The sequence below is a fragment of the Streptomyces sp. MMG1121 genome (assembly GCF_001280015.1).
In the GTDB taxonomy this organism is placed as follows: Bacteria; Actinomycetota; Actinomycetes; order Streptomycetales; family Streptomycetaceae; genus Streptomyces.
The window spans coordinates 1-22,547 of record NZ_LGDV01000189.1 but is presented as its reverse complement, the minus strand read 5'-3'; the positions used below and the strand labels follow the sequence as shown (position 1 = coordinate 22,547).

The following is a 22,547-nucleotide window of genomic DNA, read 5'->3' as shown; positions in this document are numbered from 1 at the left end:
AACGGGAGTGACCCTTACCGCCGGTGTGGGCTTCGCCTCACACGCGGCGGCCGCGGAACCGGCGCCGTTCGCCGCGCGCGGGCGGCGCTTCGTCGGCCAGCCGTACGACCGGGTCGTCCGGCCCCGCACGGCCCGCCACCACGGGCCGGTCCGCGCGCAGGGCCTTGGCCCGGTACTGGGCGGCGTCGGCGAGCCGGAAGAGCCGCCGGGCGTCCAGCACCGGGCCGATCGGATCCTCCGTCGAGGCGACCCCGCACGCCACCCCCTCCCCCAGTTCCAACTCGCCCGCCCGGCAGCACAGTTCGTCGGCCGCCTTGACCACGTCGTCGGCGGGCGGGCCGACCGCCAGCAGACAGAACTCGTCCCCGCCGAGCCGCGCGGCCAGCGCGCCCGGCACCATCGCCCCGCACAGCGACAGCACCGAGCCGAAGCGCTCCAGCAGGCGGTCGCCGACGGCGTGCCCGAGGGTGTCGTTGACCCGCTTGAGCCCGTTGAGGTCGCAGACGACGAGGCTGACGACCACGCCCTGGGCGCGGTGCCGCTCGACGGCCTCCTCCAGATGGACGTCCACGGCACGGCGGTTGGCGAGCCCGGTGAGGGCGTCGGTGAACGCGAGCCGGCGGGCCTCCTCCAGCCGCTCGCTCTGTGCGAGCCCGGCGGCGACGACGGCGGCCAGGACGGTGGCGAAGTCGGCCTCGCCCCGCACGAACACGGGCTCGCCGACCGCGCGGGCGACGTACAGCTCGCCCCAGGCCCGGCCGTGCAGCACGACCGGGGCGACGACACAGCAGCCGCGGCCCCGGCGGCGCAGGGCGGCGACGCGGTGGTGGAAGTAGCCGGGGGTGCCGGCGGCGGTTCCCTCGGCGGTCTCCACCCAGGCGCTGGGCCCGCCCCCGCCGGCCCACCTCTCGTGCAGGAACTCGGTGATCTCCGGGAACTGGTGCACCGGGTAGGTCTCGGCCTCGGGGAACTCCTGCTCGTCCGGCCGCCGGTCCCCCACGTTCACCAGGACCCGCAGCCGGCCCAGCTCCCGCTCCCACACCGACAGTGCGGCGAAGCTGCCGTCCAGCGCCCGGCAGGCCCCGAGTGCGGCGGCCCGCCACGACTGCGGCGGGGTGTGCGCCGCGGCCATGCCCTGCGCCAGCGCGACTACGGCGACGAGCCGCTTGTCCTCACCCATTACTCCAGGTTAGGGAGGGTTTGGGGGATTCGGGAGTTCGGTGGGGCGATCAGGTGGACGGGTGTGCGGCGAGGGGCTCGCGGCGCTCTACTCCCCCGGCCACTGCGGCTTGCGCTTCTCGTTGAACGCCGCCACGCCCTCCGCGCGGTCCCCCGAGAACGCCACCGTGCGCCATGCCGCGTCCTCGACCTCCAGCCCGGCCCGCAGATCCAGCCCGTGGCCGAGACGCAGCGCACGCTTGGCGGCGCGCAGCCCGACCGGGGAGTTCGCGGCGATCCTGGCGGCCAGCGCCAGGGCCTCCTCGCGGTCCTGCCCCTCGCCCACCAGCTGGTCCACCAGCCCCAGCTCGGCCGCCTCCGCCGCCTCCACCCGCCGTGCCGAGAAGATCAGCTCGGCCGCGCGCGCCGCTCCGACGCGCCGGGGCAGCAGCTGCGTACCGCCGCCGCCCGGAATCACGCCCACCGACACCTCGGGCAGCCCCACCACCGCCGTGCGGTCGGCCACGATCAGGTCGCAGGACAGGGCCAGTTCGAAGCCGCCGCCCAGCGCGAAGCCGTGCACCGCCGCGATCGTCGGCATCGGCAGCTCCAGCACCCCGGTGTACGAGCCGCGCGTCAAGGGCCGCTGGCGCAGCAGATCGGCGTCGCTGAAGGAGTTGCGCTCCTTCAGGTCCGCCCCGACGCAGAACGCGCGCTCGTGGGACGAGGTCAGCACGACCACACGCGCGTCCCGGTCGGCGGCCAGCGCCGTGCACGCGGCGACCAGGGAGCGGGCCATCTCCGTCGAGACGGCGTTCATGGCCTTGGGCCGGTCCAGCACCAGTTCCGCGACCTGCCCGTGCCACCGCACCAGCACGAACTCCCCGAACCGCTCCTCGCTCATGACACCCTCCGGCTCACGCGTTAACGCGGGTTAACCCACTGTCGGCCCGATCATCGCAGCCGTACCCGATGTCGGGAAAGCCCGGGGGGCTACGCCCGTTCGAGTGACATCCCGGCCGTCTCACCCCACATCACCCACGGCAGCGCATAGCGTGCGTGCGCCACGGCGTGCCCGGGGCGCACGGCGGGGAGGGGAGCCATGACACCGATACGCGCACAGGTCCCGGAGGAGCCGGAGGAGAGCGCCGCGCCCGGCGGTGTACGACGCGGGCGGCACCGCAAGCCGCGCCCTCGCAAGGTGCTGCTCGCCGCGGGCGGTCTCGCCCTGGCCGCAGGGGTGATCAGCCTGGTCCGGGTCGTCCCGGAGTCGGGGGTCGGCTCCCCCGGTACGGCCGAGGCCGACCCGCGCCTGGGCGCCGGCGCCCCGGACCACGCGGCGAACACGGCCGCCACGGCCGCCGCCTCCCCGACCGCGCCGCCCTCGGCGACCTCCGTCATGGGCGGCAGCGCCCCCGTTCCGACTACCACCGGCCCGGCGCGGGCCCGTACGGGGAATCCGGCCACGCCCACGGCACCGGCCGACGCCACCACGTCTCCGACCGGCACACCGGGCACCACCCCGACCTCCTCGGCGACACCGACCGCCCCGCACCCGGCCCCGACGACCCCGCACCCGGCCCCCTCCGCCCCGGCGCCCGGTCACAGCAGCGCGAACCCGGATCCGGGTGGGCTGTGCGTACCGGTGATCGGGCTGTGCGTGGACGTACTCGGCGGTATCGACGGCTGAGGGGCTACGGCTGTCCGTCGCGGCGGGTCAGCAGCCACGGCTCGACCACGCCGAGCCCGCGGACCGGACGCTGCCACATCGGCTGGAGCGCGAAGCGGTACGTCGGCGGCTCCTCGCCCTCCTTCTCGGCGGCCGCCGCGGCCTCGGCCGCCTCCGCCTCCGAGGCGGGCGCCTCGCCGGCGCGGATCAGCTCCTCGGCGAAGGCGCTGTCCACGAGGACGGCGTCGCGCGGCGCTATCGAGGTCAGCCGGGAGGCCAGGTTCACCGTCGTACCGAACACATCGCCCATACGGGTCGTGACCGTGCCGAACGCCATGCCCACGCGCAGTTCGGGCATCGTCTCGTCGTTCGCCATCGTCTCGACCAGGCGCAGCGCGATGTCCGCGGCCGTTCCCCCGTCGTCCGCCGCGTAGAGCACCTCGTCGCCGAGGGTCTTGATGAGCCGGCCGCCGCGCGCGGCCACCAGGTCGGCGGCGGTGGTCTCGAAGGCCTCGACCAGTTCGCCGAGTTCCTCCTCCTCCATCCGTCGGGTCAGCCGGGTGAACCCGACGAGGTCGGCGAAGCCGACGGCGAACCGCCGGTCGACCATCTCCTCGTCGTCCGCCGACTGCACGACCCGTCCGGCCGAGGCGGCGAGCTGGCGGCGCCAGACGTAGACGAGGAACTCCTCCAGCTCGGGCAGGAGCAGCTCGACGATCGGGTACGTCACCTCGGTGCGGGTCATACCGGGCTCGGGCGGCTCGGTCAGGCCCTCCAGGAAGGAATCCATCTGCCACTCGGCCAACCGGGCGGTGGTCTGCCCCGTGGACCGGGCCACCTGCACCGCCATGGCCTCGCTGAGCAGTCCCGCCTCGACGAGACCGGCGAGGCGGCGCAGGGCCAGGACGTCGGCCTCGGTGAGCGCCTTGGCCTGGCCGATGTCGGCGAAGCCCATGGCCCGCCAGAAGCGTGAGGCCAGCTCCATGGAGACACCGGCGCTGCGGGCCGCCTGGAACGGGGTGTAGCGGCGCTCGGCGCCCAGGATGAGCTGTTCCAGGCGCAGGGCAAGCGGGTCCTCGCCGGTGTCGGCGGCGTCCGCGCCCTCGCCGGAGCCCGTGTCGTCGACGGTCACGCCTGCTGCCCTTCCGATCTGCCACGGTCAGGTATCGACCGGCCTCAACTCTACGGCAGGTGTGCGCCAGCTCACTCCGTCGGGTTTGGCCGGGGGGATGTGCCCGGTACCGGGTATGTGCTCCTTTCCCGGGGAGCCGCAGTTCCGTCGCCTGCGCGCGGCAGCGGCACCCGCCCAGCCACAGCACAGGGCACCGTCACGCCGGCCGCAAGTGGACGATGTCCCCCGCGCCCACCGGCTCCTGCACGCCCTCCTTCGTGGCGATGACCAGTCTGCCGTCGCCGTCGACCGCCACCGCCTCGCCCACGATCGCGCGGTCCCCGGGCAGCTCGGCGCGGACGGTACGGCCGAGTGTCGCGCAGCCCGCCGCGTAGGTCTCCTGCAGACCGCTGGCGGCCGGGTCTCCGCCCGCCGCCCGCCAGCGCCCGTACCACTCCTCCAGCGACCGCAGCATGGCCCGCAGCAGTGGATCGCGGTCCGTGCTCACCGCCCCGGCCAGCGCCAGCGACCCCGCCTGCGGGACCGGCAGCTCGTCCGCCCGCAGCGAGACGTTGATGCCGACGCCGACGACCACGCCGTCCTCGCCCGCCCGCTCCGCGAGGATGCCGCCGGCCTTGCGCTCCTGGCCGCCGATGGTCACCAGCAGGTCGTTCGGCCACTTCAGCGCCGTGTCCACGCCCGCCGCGCGGGACAGCCCGGTCGCCACGGCGACCCCCGTGAGCAGCGGCAGCCAGCCCCAGCGGGCCACCGGGACCTCGGCCGGCCGCAGCAGGACGGAGAAGAACAGGCCCGAGCGCGGCGGCGCCGTCCACCGGCGGTCCAGACGGCCCCGGCCGGCCGTCTGCTCCTCCGCCACCAGCACCGCGCCCTCCGCCACCGCACCGGCGGCGGCCTGCGCCACCAGGTCGTTGTTGGTGGAGCCGGTGCGCGCAACCACGTCGAGGTGCGACCACAGGCTCCCCTCCCGCACCAGGGCCCGCCGCAGTGCCGCGGCGTTCAGGGGTGGACGGTCCAGATCGGACCAACGGCTGCCGTTGTCGTCTGCTGCATTGTGCGGCGTCATGCAAGCCACCCTAGGTGTGGTAAACGACGCAGTGCTGATCGGTAGGCCCGCCACTACCCTACGGATCAGTAACCGTCCCCCCTTTTGAGCAGGCAGGGAGCCGCATCCCGATGTCCGAGCCGGAAGAGCGTCAAGAGATCCACGAGACCCAAGGGATCGATATCCACACGACCGCGGGCAAGCTCGCGGATCTGCAGCGGCGCGTCCACGAGGCGACGCACGCCGGCTCGGCACGTGCCGTCGAAAAGCAGCACGCCAAGGGCAAACTGACGGCCCGTGAACGGATCGAGCTGCTGCTCGACGAGGGCTCCTTCGTCGAACTCGACGAGTTCACCCGGCACCGCTCCACCAACTTCGGCCTGGAGCAGAACCGCCCCTACGGGGACGGAGTCGTCACCGGGTACGGCACGGTGGACGGGCGCCCCGTCGCCGTCTTCTCGCAGGACTTCACCGTCTTCGGCGGCGCCCTCGGCGAGGTCTACGGCCAGAAGATCGTCAAGGTCATGGACTTCGCGCTGAAGACCGGCTGCCCGGTCATCGGCATCAACGACTCCGGCGGCGCCCGCATCCAGGAGGGGGTCGCCTCCCTCGGCGCGTACGGCGAGATCTTCCGCCGCAACACCCATGCCTCCGGCGTCATCCCGCAGATCAGCCTGGTCGTCGGCCCGTGTGCGGGCGGCGCGGTGTACTCCCCCGCGATCACCGACTTCACGGTCATGGTCGACCAGACCTCGCACATGTTCATCACCGGCCCGGACGTCATCAAGACGGTCACCGGCGAGGACGTCGGCTTCGAGGAGCTGGGCGGCGCCCGCACCCACAACACCGCCTCCGGCGTGGCCCACCACATGGCCGGCGACGAGAAGGACGCCATCGAGTACGTCAAGCAGCTGCTGTCGTACCTGCCGTCCAACAACCTCTCCGAGCCCCCGGTCTTCCCGGAGGAGGCGGACCTCGCCGTCAACGACGAGGACCGTGAGCTGGACACCGTCGTCCCCGACAGCGCGAACCAGCCGTACGACATGCACACGGTGATCGAACACGTCCTGGACGACGGCGAGTTCTTCGAGACCCAGTCCCTGTTCGCGCCGAACATCCTCACCGGGTTCGGGCGGGTCGAGGGCCACCCGGTCGGGGTCGTCGCCAACCAGCCGATGCAGTTCGCCGGCTGCCTGGACATCGACGCGTCCGAGAAGGCCGCCCGGTTCGTGCGCACCTGCGACGCCTTCAACATCCCGGTGCTCACCTTCGTCGACGTGCCGGGCTTCCTCCCCGGCGTCGACCAGGAGCACACGGGCATCATCCGCCGCGGCGCGAAGCTGATCTACGCCTACGCGGAGGCGACGGTCCCGCTGATCACCGTCATCACCCGCAAGGCCTTCGGCGGGGCGTACGACGTCATGGGCTCCAAGCACCTGGGCGCCGACCTCAACCTGGCCTGGCCGACCGCCCAGATCGCGGTCATGGGCGCCCAGGGCGCGGTCAACATCCTGCACCGCCGCACCATCGCGGAGGCCGACGACGTCGAGGCCACCCGGGCCCGGCTGATCCAGGAGTACGAGGACACCCTCCTCAACCCCTACATCGCGGCCGAGCGCGGCTACATCGACGCGGTGATCATGCCGTCCGACACCCGCTCCCACATCGTTCGCGGCCTGCGTCAGCTGCGCACGAAGCGGGAATCCCTGCCTCCGAAGAAGCACGGCAACATCCCCCTCTAAGGAGCCGCTGTGACGATCAGAGTCGTACGGGGCAACCCGACCCCCGAGGAGCTGGCCGCCGCCCTGGCGGTGGTCCGCGCCCGCGCCGCGGCGGCGGCGGCCACGCCGTCCGGCGCGGAAGGCCCGGGGGACGCGTGGTCCGACCCGAGCAGGATCGCCTCGGCCCGCGTCCCCAAGCCGGGCCCTGCGAGCTGGACCCGCACCTACTGGCCGAGCTGAGGGTGCACAGGGCACCGATTTGAGTACGTCTACTCAGGCGCCCCCACCCGGCCCGGCCCCACGCTGGTGGCATGTTGTGGTCGGACCCGGAAGACGAGCCGCCGGACGAACTGCGCGAAGCGCAGGACATGCTCCGGCGGCTCGGCTTCTTCATGGCCGTGGCCATGGTCCTGGCCATGCTGGTCAGCGGCCTGAGGTGAGCCGACGGCACGACGTGACTAACCTGACCGCATGACCGCTAAGCGCCGCAGGCGACTCGTGCTCGCTTCCCAGTCCCCCGCCCGCCTGGGCCTGCTGAGGCAGGCCGGCCTCACCCCCGAGGTGATCGTCAGCGGGGTCGACGAGGACGCCGTCACCGCCCCCACCCCGGCGGAGCTGGCCCTCGCCCTGGCCGAGGCGAAGGCGTCGGTCGTGGCGGCGCGGCCGGAGGTGCAGGGCGCCCTGGTGATCGGCTGTGACTCGGTGCTGGAGCTGGACGGGCGGGCCCTCGGCAAGCCCGCCGACGCCGAGGAGGCGACCGCCCGCTGGAAGGCGATGCGCGGGCGGGCCGGGACCCTCCAGACGGGGCACTGCATCTGGGACACGGAGGCCAAGCGGTACGTGGCCGCGACCGCCTCCACCGTCGTCCGCTTCGGCGAGCCCAGCGACGAGGAGATCGCCGCGTACGTCGCCTCCGGCGAGCCCCTCTACGTCGCCGGGGCCTTCACCCTCGACGGCCGTTCGGCGCCGTTCATCGAGGGCATCGACGGCGACCACGGCAACGTGATCGGCATCAGCCTGCCCCTGGTGCGCAGGCTGCTGGCCGAACTGGGCGTCGGCATCACGGAGTTGTGGGCGCCGGCCGAGTGACGACCTGGGCGGGGACGGAGTCCTGCGGTTCGTCGTCCCCGTCCTGCGGCCCGTCCGTACGGGGGGCCGGTACCGCCGCTCCGGCCGGGGCCGCGGCCGGCTCGTTCCCGGCCCGCGGGTCGCCGCCCCGGTCCGCTCCGCCGCCGGGCTCGGCCTGCTGGGCGCCGCCGTCACGGTCGTAGGTCATCAGGAGCAGGACGATCAGCCCGAGCACGACGACCATGAACAGGAACGCCGTCCAGCCGACCAGGCCCCAGGCGAACGCGCCCAGCAGGGCGTGCACGACCGCCGCGCTGATCAGCAGCACGCGGCCGAAGCCCGCGGGGGCGCGGTCGCGTATCGCGACCAGGAGGGCCACCAGGGCGCACAGGGCGAAGTAGAGGCCGAAGACGATGCCGCCGATCTTCGAGGACGTCGCCATCGTGGACGGGTCGAGGCCGGCCAGGGACATGTCCTGCCGGTCGACGACGACTCCGAGGAACCAGTTCAGCGCCGCGATGAAGACCGCCTCCGCCAGGAGGACGACCGCCACGACCCACGCCACAGGTCTGCGCACCACCGCGGATCCACCCACTTTCGAGCCAGCGCTCTTGTTACCCCAGGTACGTTCGAGTCATCGCGAACGCTACTAACGGGTAAACCGCGGGACAAGGGTTCGCGCGGCAGCAAAGAATCATTGGGCCATTCGTAGGGACTCGACAAAGAAACAGAGTGTGCCGCAGCACGCTCTCACAGAGACCTTGACCACATGGCAGGGCTAGGGTTTCCCGGAGGAGCCCTGCGTGCCGAGGTGCGACAAGGGGTTTCGCCGGTTGAGCGAGCCTCGAATCACGCTCCGTGTGGGCAAGCTCACCATTGGGGACGGGTCGAAGTGCCGTGTCGGCAGTCCCTAAACTCGGCTTGTTTCAAGGAGGGAGCCTCAATCGTGCGCAAGGTGCTCATCGCCAACCGTGGCGAAATCGCTGTCCGCGTGGCCCGGGCCTGCCGGGACGCCGGGATCGCGAGCGTGGCCGTCTACGCCGACCCGGACCGGGACGCTCTGCATGTCCGCGCCGCGGATGAGGCGTTCGCCCTGGGTGGTGACACCCCCGCCACCAGTTACCTGGACATCCAGAAGGTACTGAACGCGGCGCGTGAGTCCGGCGCGGACGCCGTCCATCCCGGATACGGCTTCCTGTCGGAGAACGCCGAGTTCGCCCAGGCGGTACTGGACGCGGACCTGATCTGGATCGGCCCGCCGCCGCAGGCCATCCGCGACCTGGGTGACAAGGTGGCGGCCCGGCACATCGCCCAGCGCGCCGGTGCCCCGCTGGTGGCCGGTACGCCCGACCCGGTGAGCGGTGCCGAGGAGGTCGTGACCTTCGCCGAGGAGCACGGCCTGCCGATCGCGATCAAGGCGGCCTTCGGTGGCGGCGGCCGTGGTCTGAAGGTCGCGCGGACGCTGGAAGAGGTCCCGGAGCTGTACGAGTCGGCGGTCCGCGAGGCGGTCGCCGCCTTCGGCCGGGGCGAGTGCTTCGTCGAGCGCTACCTGGACCGTCCCCGGCACGTCGAGACCCAGTGCCTGGCGGACAAGCACGGCAACGTGGTCGTCGTGTCGACGCGTGACTGCTCGCTGCAGCGTCGGCACCAGAAGCTGGTCGAGGAGGCCCCGGCGCCGTTCCTCTCCGAGGAGCAGGTCGCCGAGCTGTACCGCGCCTCGAAGGCCATCCTGAAGGAGGCCCACTACGAGGGTGCGGGCACCTGTGAGTTCCTCGTCGGCCAGGACGGCACGATCTCCTTCCTGGAGGTCAACACCCGGCTCCAGGTGGAGCACCCGGTGACCGAGGAGGTCGCCGGTATCGACCTGGTCCGCGAGATGTTCCGCATCGCCGACGGCGAGGAGCTGGGGTACGACGACCCGCAGCTGCGCGGCCACTCCTTCGAGTTCCGCATCAACGGCGAGGACCCGGGCCGCAACTTCCTCCCGGCCCCCGGCACGGTGACGCGGTTCGACGCGCCCTCGGGCCCGGGTGTCCGCCTGGACGCGGGCGTCGAGTCCGGCAGCGTGATCGGCCCGGCGTGGGACTCCCTGCTGGCCAAGCTGATCGTGACGGGCCGCACCCGCAAGGAGGCCCTGCAGCGGGCCGCCCGCGCCCTGGACGAGTTCCAGGTCGAGGGCATGGCCACCGCGATCCCGTTCCACCGCGCGGTCGTGAGGGACCCGGCGTTCGCCCCCGAGCTGACCGACTCCGCCGACCCGTTCACGGTCCACACCCGCTGGATCGAGACGGAGTTCGTCAACGAGATCAAGCCGTTCGCCGCCCCCGCCGACGCGGAGGCGGAGGAGGAGACCGGCCGCGAGACGGTCGTGGTGGAGGTCGGCGGCAAGCGCCTCGAGGTCTCCCTGCCGTCCTCCCTCGGTATGTCCCTGGCCCGTACCGGCCTCGCGGCGGGCGCCAAGCCCAAGCGCCGCGCGGCCAAGAAGTCCGGCCCGGTGGCCTCCGGCGACACCCTCGCCTCGCCCATGCAGGGCACGATCGTCAAGATCGCGGTCGAGGAGGGCCAGGAGGTCCAGGAGGGCGAGCTGATCGTCGTCCTGGAGGCCATGAAGATGGAACAGCCCCTGAACGCCCACAAGGCGGGCACCATCAAGGGCCTGAGCGCCGAGGTCGGCGCGTCCATCACCTCGGGCGCGGCGATCTGCGAGATCAAGGACTGAGGGGCAAGAGTCTGAGCGACGCCCGGCGGACGGTTGGTCCGCCGGGCGTTTCGTTTTCGACGCCCCGGGTGCGCGCCGCGTGGCGGTTCGCGCAGAGGGCGGGCTGCCCGGAGGAACGGTTCGCCGTCAGTCCGGGCATCGCCGGAGAACCGGGCTGCCCCGGCGATCGCCTTGCAGTCGTAGCGCCCCTGCCGTCGTGGACCAGCAGACACCGACGGGCCGGCCGGAGAGGCCGTAGGGCGTGGGGAACGCCTCGCGCGGAACGTTACGCCGGGGCACTCGCGGGCGGGCGCCACCGGGAACCCGCAGCCGCCCACGACCGGATGCCCTACGGCGATCGGTCGCCTCAACGCCTGCGCAGATCGGCCACCCGGCCCCGCTCCGCCCCCGTCGGCTCCACCAGCCCCGCACCCGAGCGGAGCGGTACGTGGCCCCTGCGTGGCCCCGGCAGGGGGGCGCGGCGGGTTGCCGGGACCTGTTCACCCCCCGGGTTTCCGCTCGCCCCGGCCACGGCGATCTGCACCCCCTGGTCGGCGAGGGCCTGCAACTCGGTGGCGGAGCGGTCGTCGTGGCCCGGGGGCTCGTCGGTGACCAGGCGGGTGATGAGGTCCGTCGGCACGGTCTGGAACATCGTGTCCGTGCCGAGCTTGGTGTGGTCGGCGAGGACCACGACCTCGGCCGCGGCCTGGACGAGGGCCCGGTCCACCGATGCCGAGAGCATGTTGGAGGTGGACAGGCCCCGTTCGGCGGTCAGACCGCTTCCGGAGAGGAAGGCCTTCGACACGCGCAGGCCCTGGAGGGACTGCTCCGCGCCGGAACCGACGAGGGCGTAGTTGGAGCCGCGCAGGGTGCCGCCGGTCATGACGACCTCGACCCGGTTGGCATGGGCCAACGCCTGAGCGACCAGCAGGGAGTTGGTGACGACCGTCAGGCCCGGTACCCGAGCGAGCCGGCGGGCCAGCTCCTGCGTGGTCGTACCGGCCCCGACGACGATGGCCTCGCCCTCTTCGACGAGGCCCGCCGCGAGGTCGGCGATGGCCGTCTTCTCGGCGGTCGCGAGATGGGATTTCTGCGGAAAGCCGGACTCTCGCGTGAACCCGCCCGGTAGTACCGCACCGCCGTGCCGGCGGTCGAGGAGTCCTTCTGCCTCCAGTGCGCGCACGTCCCGCCGTACGGTCACTTCGGAGGTCTGGACGACGCGGGCGAGTTCACGGAGCGACACGGCCCCGTTCGCTCGCACCATTTCGAGGATCAATTGGCGACGTTCAGCAGCGAACACGAAACTGACAGTAACCCCAGCGACCGTCTGCTTTCAGCAGTTTGCGCCGAATAACAGAAGTTGTTCGCATGGTAGGGCGGGAAGTGGTATAGGACCCTGAGCGCCCCGACTATGCCGTACGCAAACGCGACAACTCCCCGTGACCAGCGGGTAGTTCGCGAGCGCCTCAGGCTTCCGCGCTCGCCTTGCGGGTGTGCAGCTGCCGGGCCACCTCCGCGATCGACCCCGAAAGGGATGGGTACACCGTGAACGCGTTCGCGATCTGTTCGACCGTCAGATTGTTGTCGACGGCGATCGAGATGGGGTGGATCAGTTCCGAGGCGCGGGGCGCTACGACCACACCGCCGACCACGATGCCCGTGCCGGGGCGGCAGAAGATCTTGACGAAGCCGTCGCGGATGCCCTGCATCTTCGCGCGCGGGTTGCGGAGCAGAGGGAGCTTCACGACCCTCGCGTCGATCTTCCCCGCGTCCACGTCCGCCTGCGTGTAGCCCACCGTCGCGATCTCGGGGTCGGTGAAGACGTTGGACGACACCGTCTTCAGGTTCAGCGGGGCCACCGCGTCGCCGAGGAAGTGGTACATGGCGATACGCCCCTGCATGGCGGCGACGGAGGCGAGCGCGAAGACACCCGTCACGTCACCGGCCGCGTAGACGCCCGGAGCGGTCGTACGCGAGACCTTGTCGGTCCAGATGTGCCCGGAGTCGCGCAGCCTGACGCCCGCCTCCTCCAGACCCAGCCCGGCGCTGTTCGGGATGGCGCCGACGGCCATGAGGCAGTGCGAGCCGGTGATGACCCGGCCGTCGGCCAGCATCACCTCGACCCGGTCGCCGACGCGCTTGGCGGACTGCGCGCGGGAGCGGGCCATGACGTTCATGCCACGGCGCCGGAAGACGTCCTCCAGCACGGCGGCGGCGTCCGGGTCCTCGCCCGGCAGCACACGGTCGCGGGACGAGACCAGGGTGACCTTGGAGCCCAGCGCCTGGTACGCGCCGGCGAACTCGGCGCCGGTCACACCCGAGCCGACCACGATCAGCTCTTGCGGCAGCTCGGTGAGGTCGTAGACCTGGGTCCAGTTGAGGATGCGCTCGCCGTCGGGCTGGGCGTCGGGCAGTTCGCGCGGGTGACCGCCGGTGGCGATGAGGACGGCGTCGGCGGTGAGGATCTCCTCGGTGCCGTCGGCGGCGGTGACGGCGACCTTGCGGGACCCGTCGAGCCCCTGCATCCCGTCGAGCCGGCCGCGCCCGCGCAGCACCCGGGCACCGGCCCGGGTGACGGAGGCGGTGATGTCGTGCGACTGGGCGAGGGCCAGCCGCTTCACCCGGCGGTTGACCTTCCCCAGATCCACGCCGACCACCCGGGCGGCCTGCTCCAGCGGCGGGGTGTCGTCGGCCACGATGATCCCCAGCTCCTCGTAGGAGGAGTCGAAGGTGGTCATCACCTCGGCCGTAGCGATTAGGGTCTTCGACGGCACGCAGTCGGTCAGCACCGACGCCCCGCCCAGACCGTCGCAGTCGACGACGGTCACCTCCGCGCCGAGCTGAGCGGCCACCAGCGCCGCTTCATATCCGCCGGGTCCGCCACCGATGATCACGATCCGAGTCACGTACCCCATTGTCCCGCACGCTTCAAGGTGCTACTGCCCGGGGGCGTCACCGGATCGCTCCTGGGACGGGAGTGGCGTGCGTGGCCCTGCCGTACTCTCGGTGCATGTCGCTCTATGCCGCGTACGCCGGCAACCTCGACGCGCGGCTGATGTCCCGCCGCGCCCCGCACTCCCCGCTGCGCGCCACGGGCTGGCTGAACGGCTGGCGGCTGACGTTCGGCGGTGAGCAGCTGGGCTGGGAGGGTGCGCTGGCCATGATCGTCGAGGACCCGCTCGCGCAGGTCTTCGTCGGCCTGTACGACATCGCGCCCCTGGACGAGGAGTCCCTCGACCGGTGGGAAGGCGTGGGGCTCGGCATCTACCGGCGCGTACGCGTGCGCGTGCACACCCTGGACGGCGAGGAGTCGGCCTGGACGTACGTCCTCGACGGCTACGAGGGCGGGCTGCCCTCGGCGCGCTACCTGGGCGAGGTCGCCGACGCGGCGGAGTCGGCGGGCGCGCCGCACGACTATGTGATGGAACTGCGCAAGCGCCCCTGTTGATCACAGTGCCCCCACAGTCTGTGCACAGATCGCCTGCTCCTGCTCGTGCCACAGCTCTCGTCGGAAACGACAAGACAACGATCGCCATCCCGTGGGCTCTGTCATCTACGCGCGTAGGCGAAGACGAGCTACCCTCGTCGGCGTGAACGCATCTCTTCTTCCGGACGACATCCAGGGCGACCCGTACGCCGCCGCCGACGCCGCCGCCGCGCGCCTGCGCGAACTGACCGGCGCCGAGACCCACGACGTCGCCCTCGTGATGGGCTCCGGCTGGGCTCCGGCCGTCGACGCCCTGGGCGCACCCGACGCCGAGTTCCAGGTCACCGAGCTGCCCGGCTTCCCGCCGCCGGCCGTCCAGGGGCACGGCGGCAAGATCCGCTCGTACTCCTTCGGTGACAAGCGCGCCCTGGTCTTCCTGGGCCGCACCCACTACTACGAGGGCCGCGGCGTCGCCGCCGTCGCGCACGGCGTGCGCACGGCCGTGGCGGCCGGCTGCAAGACCGTCGTGCTGACCAACGGCTGCGGCGGTCTGCGCGAGGGCATGCGCCCCGGCCAGCCGGTCCTCATCAGCGACCACATCAACCTGACGGCCACGTCCCCGATCGTCGGCGCCAACTTCGTCGACCTGACGGACCTCTACTCCCCCCGTCTGCGCGCCCTGTGCAAGGAGGTCGACCCCACCCTGGAGGAGGGCGTCTACGCGCAGTTCCCCGGCCCGCACTACGAGACCCCGGCCGAGATCCGCATGGCCCGTGTCATCGGCGCGGACCTGGTCGGCATGTCCACGGTCCTGGAGGCCATCGCCGCACGTGAGGCGGGCGCCGAGGTGCTGGGCATCTCCCTGGTCACCAACCTGGCCGCGGGCATGACCGGCGAGCCCCTCAACCACGAGGAGGTCCTCCAGGCGGGCCGCGACTCGGCGGCGCGCATGGGGCAGCTGCTGACGCAGGTGCTGGGCAGGATCTGAGCAGTTCGCAGACATCGCGGCACCGCGGTCCCACCCGCCCCCTTCCCGGCCGAGAGGTCCGGCCGGGCGGGCGGGCGCGCGGGGCTCCGGGGGCGCGGTCCCCGGCAATGACGAGGAGAGGTTGATCCCAAGGTGCACGACGATCTCATGGCCCGGGCCAAGGCGTGGCTCGCCGAGGACCCCGACGCGCAGACCCGTGACGAACTCGCCGGGCTGATCGACGCCGGTGACGTGCCGGAGCTGTCGGCCCGCTTCAGCGGCACGCTGCAGTTCGGCACCGCCGGTCTGCGCGGCGAGCTGGGCGCCGGCCCGATGCGCATGAACCGCAGCGTCGTGATCCGCGCCGCCGCGGGCCTCGCCGCGTACCTGAAGAAGCAGGGCCGAGGCGGCGGCCTCGTCGTCGTCGGCTACGACGCCCGCCACAAGTCCGCCGACTTCGCCCGCGACACCGCCGCCGTGATGACCGGCGCCGGTCTGCGCGCGGCCGTCCTGCCCCGCCCGCTGCCCACCCCGGTCCTCGCCTTCGCCATACGGCACCTCGGCGCGGTCGCGGGCGTGGAGGTCACCGCCAGCCACAACCCGCCCCGGGACAACGGCTACAAGGTCTACCTCGGCGACGGCTCCCAGATCGTGCCGCCCGCCGACGCGGAGATCGCCGCCGAGATCGACGCGATCGCCTCGCTGCACGACGTACCGCGCCCGGAGGCCGGCTGGGAGATCCTGGACGAGTCGGTCCTGGAGGCGTACCTGGCCCGTACGGACGCGGTCCTCTCCCCCGCCTCCCCGCGCACCGCCCGCACCGTCTACACGGCGATGCACGGCGTCGGCAAGGACGTCCTGCTCGCCGCGTTCGCCCGGGCCGGCTTCCCCGAGCCGGTGCTGGTCGCCGAGCAGGCCGAACCCGACCCCGACTTCCCGACGGTCGCCTTCCCCAACCCGGAGGAGCCGGGCGCGATGGACCTGGCGTTCGCGCGGGCCCGCGCCACCGACCCGGACCTGATCATCGCCAACGACCCCGACGCCGACCGCTGTGCCGCCGCCGTCAAGGACGGCGCCGACTGGCGGATGCTGCGCGGCGACGAGGTCGGCGCACTGCTCGCCGCCCACCTGGTCCGCCGGGGCGCGACCGGCGTGTTCGCGGAGTCGATCGTCTCCTCCTCGCTGCTCGGCCGGATCGCCGAGAAGGCCGGGCTGCCGTACGAGGAAACGCTCACCGGCTTCAAGTGGATCGCCCGGGTGGACGGCCTGCGCTACGGCTACGAGGAGGCCCTCGGCTACTGCGTGGACCCCGAGGGCGTGCGCGACAAGGACGGCATCACGGCGGCTCTCCTCATCACCGAGCTGGCCTCGCAGCTGAAGGAGGAGGGCCGTACCCTCCTGGACCTCCTGGACGACCTCGCGGTGGAGCACGGCCTGCACGCGACCGACCAGCTGTCGGTACGCGTCCAGGACCTGTCGCTGATCGCGGACGCGATGCGCCGCCTGCGCGAGCAGCCGCCGACGGAACTGGCGGGCCTGGCCATCACGCGGGCCGAGGACCTGACCCGGGGCACGGACAGGCTGCCGCCCACGGACGGCCTGCGCTACACCCTCGACGGCGCCCGGGTGATCGTCCGCCCGAGCGGCACCGAGCCGAAGCTGAAGTGCTACCTGGAGGTCGTGGTCCCGGTCGCCGCGCATGCCGGCCTTCCGGCGGCCCACGCCCGCGCGGGCGAACTCCTCGCCGCGATCAAGCGGGACCTGTCGGCGGCCGCCGGTATCTGAGCCGTACGACACGAAACGGGGTGCCCTCTTCCGGGGCACCCCGTTTCGTCGTTCCCGGGACCGCCGCCGGCCTGTTCAACGGTCGGCCCGTCTCCGAGCCAAAGCAGCTGCGCATCCTGGAGCTGCGGTACGGAACCATCCGGGCGCAGGCCCTCCCACCACGGGAGTCGCTGGCCTTCATCGAGAAACCGCTGGGAGAGACATGACCCGCGAGCCCTCTGCCGGAACCCCCTCCGAAATGGTGTGGTTCACAAGCAGCTACAACGGCGGCACCAACGGCGAATCCTGCCTCGAGATGGCCACCACCCCCGCCACCGTCCACGTCCGCGACTCCAAGCACACCGACGGCCCCCGCCTCACCCTCTCCCCCACCACCTGGGCCGCGTTCCTCCCGTACGCCGCGAAGTGACCCGGAGGCGGCGCGGGAAAAGGCGGCCGGGTCACCCCACCGCCAGCAGAATCGCCAGCAGCACCGCCCCCGCCACCGCTGGCGCGACCACCTCGTACGCCCACCGCACGGTGACCTCCCCCTGCGCCGCCTCCGCCTCACCGCGCCGCTCCAGCAGTTCACGCAGGTCGTCCATGGCCTGGTCGGCCTCCGCGCGGGTCGCACCGGCCGGGGCGGCGGCGCCACCGCCGCCGAGGGCGCCCAGGCCGCCGAGGCCCCGGCCCGCGGGCCGGCCGCCGCGGGCCGCGTCCGCCGCCGCCCGCGCCTTGCGCGTCTCCGCCTTCTTGCGGGCGCGCAGCGAGACGGGCAGGGCCCACAGCTGGTACTTGCCGCCCGCCTTGACGACGACCTCGTTGGAGTAGCTGGAGCGCAGCGCGGCGATCTCACCCCAGGGCAGGCTGATCACGCGGAACGGGTTCCGGATCCGCAGCCGGTCCTCGCCGGCGAAGACCGCCGGGCGGATGGTGAAGGCGATCACCAGCGGCACGGCCAGGATCATCCCGGCGAGCGCCAGCCACGGCGCGCGGCCGTGGCCCTGGATCAGGGCGTCGAAGCCCAACCAGGCCACGACGGCGAGCAGCAGCACACCGCCCGCGAGCGCCATGGGCGAGCGGTAGATCCGGTCCTTCACGACGGGCACCGAGGGCTGCGACGCGGGTGACTGGTGGTCCGGGGTCGTCATGATGCCGATTCTCCACGACACCGGCTCCCCTGCCCCACACACCCCGACACCGGTGCTCATCCGTGACCCCGAAACCAAAGATGAGCAGCCGAAAGCACCCCGGGGCTATACATCCGCTACGCGCGTAGATATGCTCGTCTGGTGACCATGCCCACTACCGCACCCACAGCACACGCGCTCGCCGACGTCGCCGCGTCCGACAGCACGCTGCGCCGCTTCCTGCACGGGCTGCCCGGCGTCGACGCGGTCGGCCTGGAGGCGCGGGCCGCGTCTCTCGGCACCCGTTCCATCAAGACCACCGCGAAGGCGTACGCCATCGACCTCGCCATCTCGATGGTCGACCTGACGACGCTGGAAGGCGCGGACACCCCGGGCAAGGTCCGGGCGCTCGGCGCCAAGGCCGTCCATCCCGACCCGACGGACCGGACGACGCCGACCACGGCGGCCGTCTGCGTCTATCCGGACATGGTGGCCGTCGCCAAGGAGGCCGTCGCCGGTTCCGGCGTGAAGGTCGCCTCGGTGGCCACCGCCTTCCCGGCCGGCCGCGCCGCCCTCGACGTGAAGCTGGCCGACGTCCGCGATGCCGTCACCGCGGGCGCGGACGAGATCGACATGGTCATCGACCGGGGCGCGTTCCTGGCCGGCAAGTACCTGAAGGTGTACGACGAGATCGTCGCCGTGAAGCAGGCCTGCGGCACCAGCGCCCGGCTGAAGGTCATCTTCGAGACCGGCGAGCTGTCGACGTACGACAACATCCGGCGCGCGAGCTGGCTCGGCATGATGGCCGGCGCCGACTTCATCAAGACCTCGACGGGCAAGGTCGCCGTCAACGCGACCCCCGCCAACACCCTGCTGATGCTGGAGGCGGTGCGCGACTTCCGTGCGCAGACCGGCGTCCAGGTCGGCGTGAAGCCGGCCGGCGGCATCCGCACCACCAAGGACGCCGTCAAGTTCCTGGTCCTGGTCAACGAGACCGCGGGCGAGGACTGGCTGGACAACCACTGGTTCCGCTTCGGCGCCTCCTCGCTCCTGAACGACCTGCTGATGCAGCGTCAGAAGCTGGCCACCGGCCGCTACTCCGGCCCCGACTACGTGACGGTGGACTGATCACCATGGCATCCGCATTCGAGTACGCACCGGCGCCCGAGTCCCGCTCCGTCGTCGACATCGCCCCCTCCTACGGCCTGTTCATCGACGGCGAGTTCACCGAGGCGGCCGACGGCAAGGTCTTCAAGACCGTCAGCCCCAGCACGGAAGAGGTGCTGTCCGAGGTCGCCCAGGCCGGTGCGGCGGACGTCGACCGTGCCGTGCAGGCCGCCCGCAAGGCGTTCGAGAAGTGGTCGGCGCTCCCGGGCTCCGAGCGCGCCAAGTACCTGTTCCGCATCGCCCGCATCATCCAGGAGCGCAGCCGCGAGCTGGCCGTCCTGGAGACGCTGGACAACGGCAAACCGATCAAGGAGACGCGGGACGCCGACCTGCCCCTGGTGGCGGCCCACTTCTTCTACTACGCGGGCTGGGCCGACAAGCTCGACCACGCCGGTTTCGGTGCGAACCCGCGCCCGCTGGGCGTGGCCGGCCAGGTCATCCCCTGGAACTTCCCCCTCCTGATGCTGGCGTGGAAGATCGCCCCGGCGCTCGCCACCGGCAACACGGTGGTCCTCAAGCCCGCCGAGACGACCCCCCTGTCCGCTCTCTTCTTCGCGGACATCTGCCGCCAGGCGGGCCTGCCCAAGGGCGTCGTCAACATCCTGCCGGGCTACGGCGACACGGGCGCCGCGCTGGTCGCGCACCCGGACGTGAACAAGGTGGCCTTCACCGGCTCCACGGCCGTCGGCAAGGAGATCGCCCGCACGGTCGCGGGCACGAGCAAGAAGCTCACCCTCGAACTGGGCGGCAAGGGCGCCAACATCGTGTTCGACGACGCCCCCATCGACCAGGCCGTCGAGGGCATCGTGACCGGCATCTTCTTCAACCAGGGCCAGGTGTGCTGCGCGGGCAGCAGGCTGCTGGTGCAGGAGTCGATCCAGGACGAGCTGCTGGACGCGCTGAAGCGCCGCGTGTCCACGCTGCGCCTAGGCGACCCGCTGGACAAGAACACCGACATCGGCGCGATCAACTCCGCCGAGCAGCTGGCCCGGATCACCGCGCTGGCCGAGCGGGGCGAGGCGGAGGGCGCCGAGCGCTGGTCTCCGGCCTGCGAACTGCCCGCCTCCGGCTACTGGTTCGCCCCGACGCTCTTCACGAACGTCACCCAGGCGCACACCGTCGCCCGCGACGAGATCTTCGGCCCGGTGCTGTCCGTCCTCACCTTCCGCACGCCGGACGAGGCGGTCGCCAAGGCGAACAACACGCAGTACGGCCTGTCGGCGGGCATCTGGACCGAGAAGGGGTCGAGGATCCTCGCCGTCGCGGGCAAGCTGCGCGCCGGCGTCGTCTGGTCCAACACGTTCAACAAGTTCGACCCGACCTCGCCGTTCGGCGGTTACAAGGAGTCGGGCTTCGGCCGCGAGGGCGGCCGCCACGGCCTGGAGGCGTACCTCGATGTCTGACCGCAACGACCGTCTGAGCGTCTTCAAGACCTACAAGCTGTACGTCGGCGGGAAGTTTCCGCGTTCCGAGAGCGGCCGGGTGTACGAGGTGACCGACTCCAAGGGCAACTGGCTGGCCAACGCTCCGCAGTCGTCCCGCAAGGACGCCCGGGACGCGGTCGTGGCCGCACGCAAGGCGTTCGGCGGCTGGTCCGGCGCGACGGCGTACAACCGCGGCCAGGTGCTGTACCGGGTCGCGGAGATGCTGGAGGGCCGCCGCGAGCAGTTCGTGCGCGAGGTGGCCGACGCGGAGGGCCTGTCCAAGTCGAAGGCGGCCGCGGTCGTGGACGCCACGGTCGACCGCTGGGTCTGGTACGCGGGCTGGACCGACAAGATCGCCCAGGTGACCGGCGGCGCCAACCCGGTCGCGGGCCCGTTCTTCAACCTCTCCTCCCCCGAGCCGACGGGCGTGGTGGCCGTGCTGGCCCCGCAGGAGTCGTCGTTCCTCGGGCTGGTCTCCGTCGTCGCCCCGGTGATCGCCACCGGCAACACGGCGGTCGTGATCGCGAGCGAGAACTCCCCGCTGCCCGCCCTCTCCCTCGGCGAGGTGCTGGCCACCTCCGACGTCCCGGGCGGCGTGGTCAACGTGCTGTCCGGCCGTACGGCGGAGCTGGCGGCGCCGCTGGCCGCGCACCAGGACGTCAACGCGATCGACCTCGCGGGCGCGGACGAGGCGCTGGCGAAGGAGCTGGAGATCGCGGCGGCGGACAATCTGAAGCGCGTTCTTCGTCCACAGCCTGTGGACTACGCCGAGACGCCCGGGACCGAGCGGATGACGGCGTTCCTGGAGACGAAGACCGTGTGGCATCCGACCGGTTCGCTGGGCGCCTCCGGGTCGTCCTACTGAGTCACGGGACGGGAGCGGGGGCTGCGCGTCGCCGTAGCCCCCGCTCCCTTCGGTGCGCCTTCAGGCACCCAGCACGCCGAGGAGCGGACCCACTCCCGGCACCGCCTCGAACGAGTCCGGCTCGGCGACCGGCTCCGTCACCATCGTCGTTTCGAGCGGCTGGAAGTCGGCCACCCTCGTGGCCACCCCGTTGGCCAGCGGGTCGGCTCCCGTGCCCGCCAGGGGGTTGGGCTTGAGACCGGCCACCGGGCCCGTGACGTAGCCGACCGACCCGGTGAGGACGGTCAGGCCCGCCTGCGGGTCCACGTGGCCGAGCGAGGCCGCTCGCCACGGCACGTCCGCGACCGTGGCGGCGGCGTCCGCGTGCGCCGTCGCCGCACCCGCACCCAGGGCCGCTCCGACACTCGCGAGGGCGATCAGGGCGCGCTGCGCGGCGGGGTGCTGAGGGGTGGTCTGTCGGGCCATCGTTGATGCCGCCTTCTGGTGCGCAGAGTAATGCTGTCGACACGCAGGGTAGTTGAGGCGGGAGTCACGCTCAAAAGCCGACCCGCGGGGTCGGCAGACGGCCCCCCATACGTCAAACTGGTGTTCCGTGAGCCTTCATCCCCCGCCCCCCGCCCGCGTCGTACTGCTGTGCGGCCCCTCGGGCTCGGGCAAGTCACTCGTCGCCGCCCGTTCCGGGCTCCCCGTGCTGCGTCTGGACGACTTCTACAAGGAGGCCGACGACCCGACCCTGCCCCTGGTGGAGGGGAGTTCGGACATCGACTGGGACCATCCGGAGTCCTGGGACGCGGCCGTCGCGGTCGAGGCCATCACCCGGCTGTGCGCCACGGGGTCCACGCCGGTGCCGGTGTACGACCTCGCGCTGAGCGCCCGTACCGGCGAGAGCACCCTGCACATCGACCGCACCCCGCTGTTCATCGCGGAGGGCATCTTCGCGGCGGAGGTCGTCGGGCGCTGCCGGGAGCTGGGCGTGCTCGCCGACGCGCTGTGCCTGAGCCGCGGCCCGGTCACCACCTTCCGGCGGCGCTTCGTGCGGGACCTGAAGGAGGGCCGCAAGTCGGTGCCGTTCCTGCTGCGCCGCGGCTGGCGGCTGATGCGCGCGGAACGCTCGATCGTCGCCCGCCAGGTCTCCCTGGGCGCGTACCCCTGCGACCGCGACGAGGCGCTGGGCCGGCTGGCGGCGGCCGCGGCGGGACGGCAGACGCGACAGCAGACGGCGGCGTAGGAGCCGTGGACACAAAAGCGGGACTGGACAGGCCCCCCCGGCCCTCCAGTCCCGCTTTCTGGTGCTCCCCCGTGGACCCACCCCCAG

At 72.2% G+C, this 22,547-nt stretch carries 23 protein-coding genes and 1 pseudogene; 15 read left to right on the top strand and 9 right to left on the bottom strand.

All coding sequences use genetic code 11. The features are described from left to right. Positions 1-37: 37 nt before the first annotated feature. Complete coding sequence (locus ADK64_RS18770) at positions 38-1,180, bottom strand: GGDEF domain-containing protein (RefSeq protein WP_053660422.1); 1,143 nt, start codon at positions 1,178-1,180, stop codon at positions 38-40. Positions 1,181-1,267: 87 nt separating this feature from the next. After that, positions 1,268-2,062, bottom strand: coding sequence for an enoyl-CoA hydratase/isomerase family protein (locus ADK64_RS18765; RefSeq protein WP_053660420.1), 795 nt, complete (start codon positions 2,060-2,062; stop codon positions 1,268-1,270). A gap of 198 nt (positions 2,063-2,260) precedes the next feature. Between ADK64_RS18765 and ADK64_RS18760 the strand changes: the two genes are divergently transcribed. Continuing rightward, positions 2,261-2,848 (top strand): hypothetical protein, encoded by a 588-nt coding sequence (locus tag ADK64_RS18760; protein ID WP_234384632.1) that lies wholly within the window; start codon positions 2,261-2,263, stop codon positions 2,846-2,848. Positions 2,849-2,852: 4 nt separating this feature from the next. On the opposite strand, the gene ADK64_RS18755 is transcribed toward ADK64_RS18760, so the two are convergent. Next, complete coding sequence (locus ADK64_RS18755) at positions 2,853-3,959, bottom strand: adenylate/guanylate cyclase domain-containing protein (RefSeq protein WP_053660418.1); 1,107 nt, start codon at positions 3,957-3,959, stop codon at positions 2,853-2,855. A gap of 196 nt (positions 3,960-4,155) precedes the next feature. Next, positions 4,156-5,022 carry a biotin--[acetyl-CoA-carboxylase] ligase gene (locus ADK64_RS18750; protein ID WP_053660416.1) on the bottom strand — a complete coding sequence of 289 codons (867 nt, stop codon included), beginning with the start codon at positions 5,020-5,022 and terminating at the stop codon, positions 4,156-4,158. Positions 5,023-5,132: 110 nt separating this feature from the next. Here ADK64_RS18750 and ADK64_RS18745 point away from each other — a divergent pair, with 110 nt between their 5' ends. The 4 genes from ADK64_RS18745 (at position 5,133) to ADK64_RS18735 (ending at position 7,811) form a co-directional block, all read left to right on the top strand. Further along, entirely contained in the window at positions 5,133-6,743 is a 1,611-nt protein-coding gene (locus ADK64_RS18745) for an acyl-CoA carboxylase subunit beta (RefSeq protein WP_053660414.1), read from the top strand. A gap of 9 nt (positions 6,744-6,752) precedes the next feature. Beyond that, on the top strand, positions 6,753-6,962 hold the full coding sequence (locus ADK64_RS18740; protein ID WP_053660412.1) for an acyl-CoA carboxylase epsilon subunit: 210 nt from the start codon (positions 6,753-6,755) through the stop codon (positions 6,960-6,962). Between the two features lie 71 nt (positions 6,963-7,033). Continuing rightward, positions 7,034-7,162 (top strand): morphogenic membrane protein MmpB, encoded by a 129-nt coding sequence (mmpB, locus tag ADK64_RS48450; protein WP_267888553.1) that lies wholly within the window; start codon positions 7,034-7,036, stop codon positions 7,160-7,162. Positions 7,163-7,193: 31 nt separating this feature from the next. Beyond that, positions 7,194-7,811: a Maf family protein gene (locus ADK64_RS18735; RefSeq protein WP_107093017.1), complete on the top strand. Its 618-nt coding sequence runs from the start codon at positions 7,194-7,196 to the stop codon at positions 7,809-7,811. On the opposite strand, the gene ADK64_RS18730 is transcribed toward ADK64_RS18735, so the two are convergent. Then, positions 7,783-8,370: a hypothetical protein gene (locus ADK64_RS18730; RefSeq protein ID WP_234384631.1), complete on the bottom strand. Its 588-nt coding sequence runs from the start codon at positions 8,368-8,370 to the stop codon at positions 7,783-7,785. The genes ADK64_RS18735 and ADK64_RS18730 overlap by 29 nt on opposite strands. A 366-nt stretch (positions 8,371-8,736) precedes the next feature. Here ADK64_RS18730 and ADK64_RS18725 point away from each other — a divergent pair, with 366 nt between their 5' ends. Continuing rightward, positions 8,737-10,509: an acetyl/propionyl/methylcrotonyl-CoA carboxylase subunit alpha gene (locus ADK64_RS18725; protein WP_053660407.1), complete on the top strand. Its 1,773-nt coding sequence runs from the start codon at positions 8,737-8,739 to the stop codon at positions 10,507-10,509. A 346-nt stretch (positions 10,510-10,855) separates the two neighbouring features. Here the strand turns inward: ADK64_RS18725 and ADK64_RS18720 are convergent, their stop codons facing one another. Together ADK64_RS18720 and ADK64_RS18715 are read right to left on the bottom strand one after the other, a co-directional pair. Beyond that, positions 10,856-11,788, bottom strand: a complete 933-nt coding sequence (locus tag ADK64_RS18720) for a DeoR/GlpR family DNA-binding transcription regulator (protein ID WP_078992711.1) — start codon at positions 11,786-11,788, stop codon at positions 10,856-10,858. Between the two features lie 166 nt (positions 11,789-11,954). Next, positions 11,955-13,403, bottom strand: a complete 1,449-nt coding sequence (locus ADK64_RS18715; RefSeq protein ID WP_053660403.1) for an NAD(P)H-quinone dehydrogenase — start codon at positions 13,401-13,403, stop codon at positions 11,955-11,957. A 95-nt stretch (positions 13,404-13,498) separates the two neighbouring features. Here ADK64_RS18715 and ADK64_RS18710 point away from each other — a divergent pair, with 95 nt between their 5' ends. From ADK64_RS18710 to ADK64_RS18690, 5 genes and pseudogenes are all read left to right on the top strand, one after another. Beyond that, the gene (locus tag ADK64_RS18710; protein ID WP_053660401.1) at positions 13,499-13,936 is read left to right on the top strand and encodes a gamma-glutamylcyclotransferase; all 438 of its coding nucleotides are present in this window, start codon (positions 13,499-13,501) and stop codon (positions 13,934-13,936) included. A gap of 142 nt (positions 13,937-14,078) precedes the next feature. Then, the gene (locus ADK64_RS18705) at positions 14,079-14,903 is read left to right on the top strand and encodes a purine-nucleoside phosphorylase (RefSeq protein WP_053660399.1); all 825 of its coding nucleotides are present in this window, start codon (positions 14,079-14,081) and stop codon (positions 14,901-14,903) included. Between the two features lie 132 nt (positions 14,904-15,035). Further along, the gene (locus ADK64_RS18700; protein ID WP_053660397.1) at positions 15,036-16,667 is read left to right on the top strand and encodes a phospho-sugar mutase; all 1,632 of its coding nucleotides are present in this window, start codon (positions 15,036-15,038) and stop codon (positions 16,665-16,667) included. Between the two features lie 56 nt (positions 16,668-16,723). Then, positions 16,724-16,873 (top strand): annotated as a pseudogene (locus ADK64_RS47415) (transcriptional regulator); the annotation flags it as partial. After that, complete coding sequence (locus ADK64_RS18690) at positions 16,870-17,076, top strand: DUF397 domain-containing protein (protein WP_053660394.1); 207 nt, start codon at positions 16,870-16,872, stop codon at positions 17,074-17,076. The pseudogene ADK64_RS47415 and the gene ADK64_RS18690, both read left to right, overlap by 4 nt. Positions 17,077-17,107: 31 nt before the next feature. On the opposite strand, the gene ADK64_RS18685 is transcribed toward ADK64_RS18690, so the two are convergent. Beyond that, on the bottom strand, positions 17,108-17,797 hold the full coding sequence (locus tag ADK64_RS18685) for a PH domain-containing protein (protein WP_053660392.1): 690 nt from the start codon (positions 17,795-17,797) through the stop codon (positions 17,108-17,110). Between the two features lie 147 nt (positions 17,798-17,944). Here ADK64_RS18685 and deoC point away from each other — a divergent pair, with 147 nt between their 5' ends. The 3 genes from deoC to ADK64_RS18670 are packed head-to-tail and all read left to right on the top strand — an operon-like array spanning position 17,945 to position 21,232. Further along, positions 17,945-18,904 (top strand): deoxyribose-phosphate aldolase, encoded by a 960-nt coding sequence (deoC, locus tag ADK64_RS18680; RefSeq protein WP_053660390.1) that lies wholly within the window; start codon positions 17,945-17,947, stop codon positions 18,902-18,904. A 5-nt stretch (positions 18,905-18,909) separates the two neighbouring features. Continuing rightward, entirely contained in the window at positions 18,910-20,346 is a 1,437-nt protein-coding gene (locus ADK64_RS18675; protein ID WP_053660388.1) for an aldehyde dehydrogenase family protein, read from the top strand. Next, the gene (locus ADK64_RS18670) at positions 20,339-21,232 is read left to right on the top strand and encodes an aldehyde dehydrogenase family protein (protein ID WP_053660386.1); all 894 of its coding nucleotides are present in this window, start codon (positions 20,339-20,341) and stop codon (positions 21,230-21,232) included. The genes ADK64_RS18675 and ADK64_RS18670 overlap by 8 nt, the downstream gene beginning before the upstream one ends. Before the next feature lie 60 nt (positions 21,233-21,292). Here the strand turns inward: ADK64_RS18670 and ADK64_RS18665 are convergent, their stop codons facing one another. After that, positions 21,293-21,697 (bottom strand): hypothetical protein, encoded by a 405-nt coding sequence (locus ADK64_RS18665; RefSeq protein ID WP_053660383.1) that lies wholly within the window; start codon positions 21,695-21,697, stop codon positions 21,293-21,295. A 127-nt stretch (positions 21,698-21,824) separates the two neighbouring features. On the opposite strand from ADK64_RS18665, the gene ADK64_RS18660 reads away from it, so the two are divergent. Next, complete coding sequence (locus ADK64_RS18660; protein WP_053660380.1) at positions 21,825-22,460, top strand: uridine kinase family protein; 636 nt, start codon at positions 21,825-21,827, stop codon at positions 22,458-22,460. Positions 22,461-22,547: the final 87 nt, after the last annotated feature.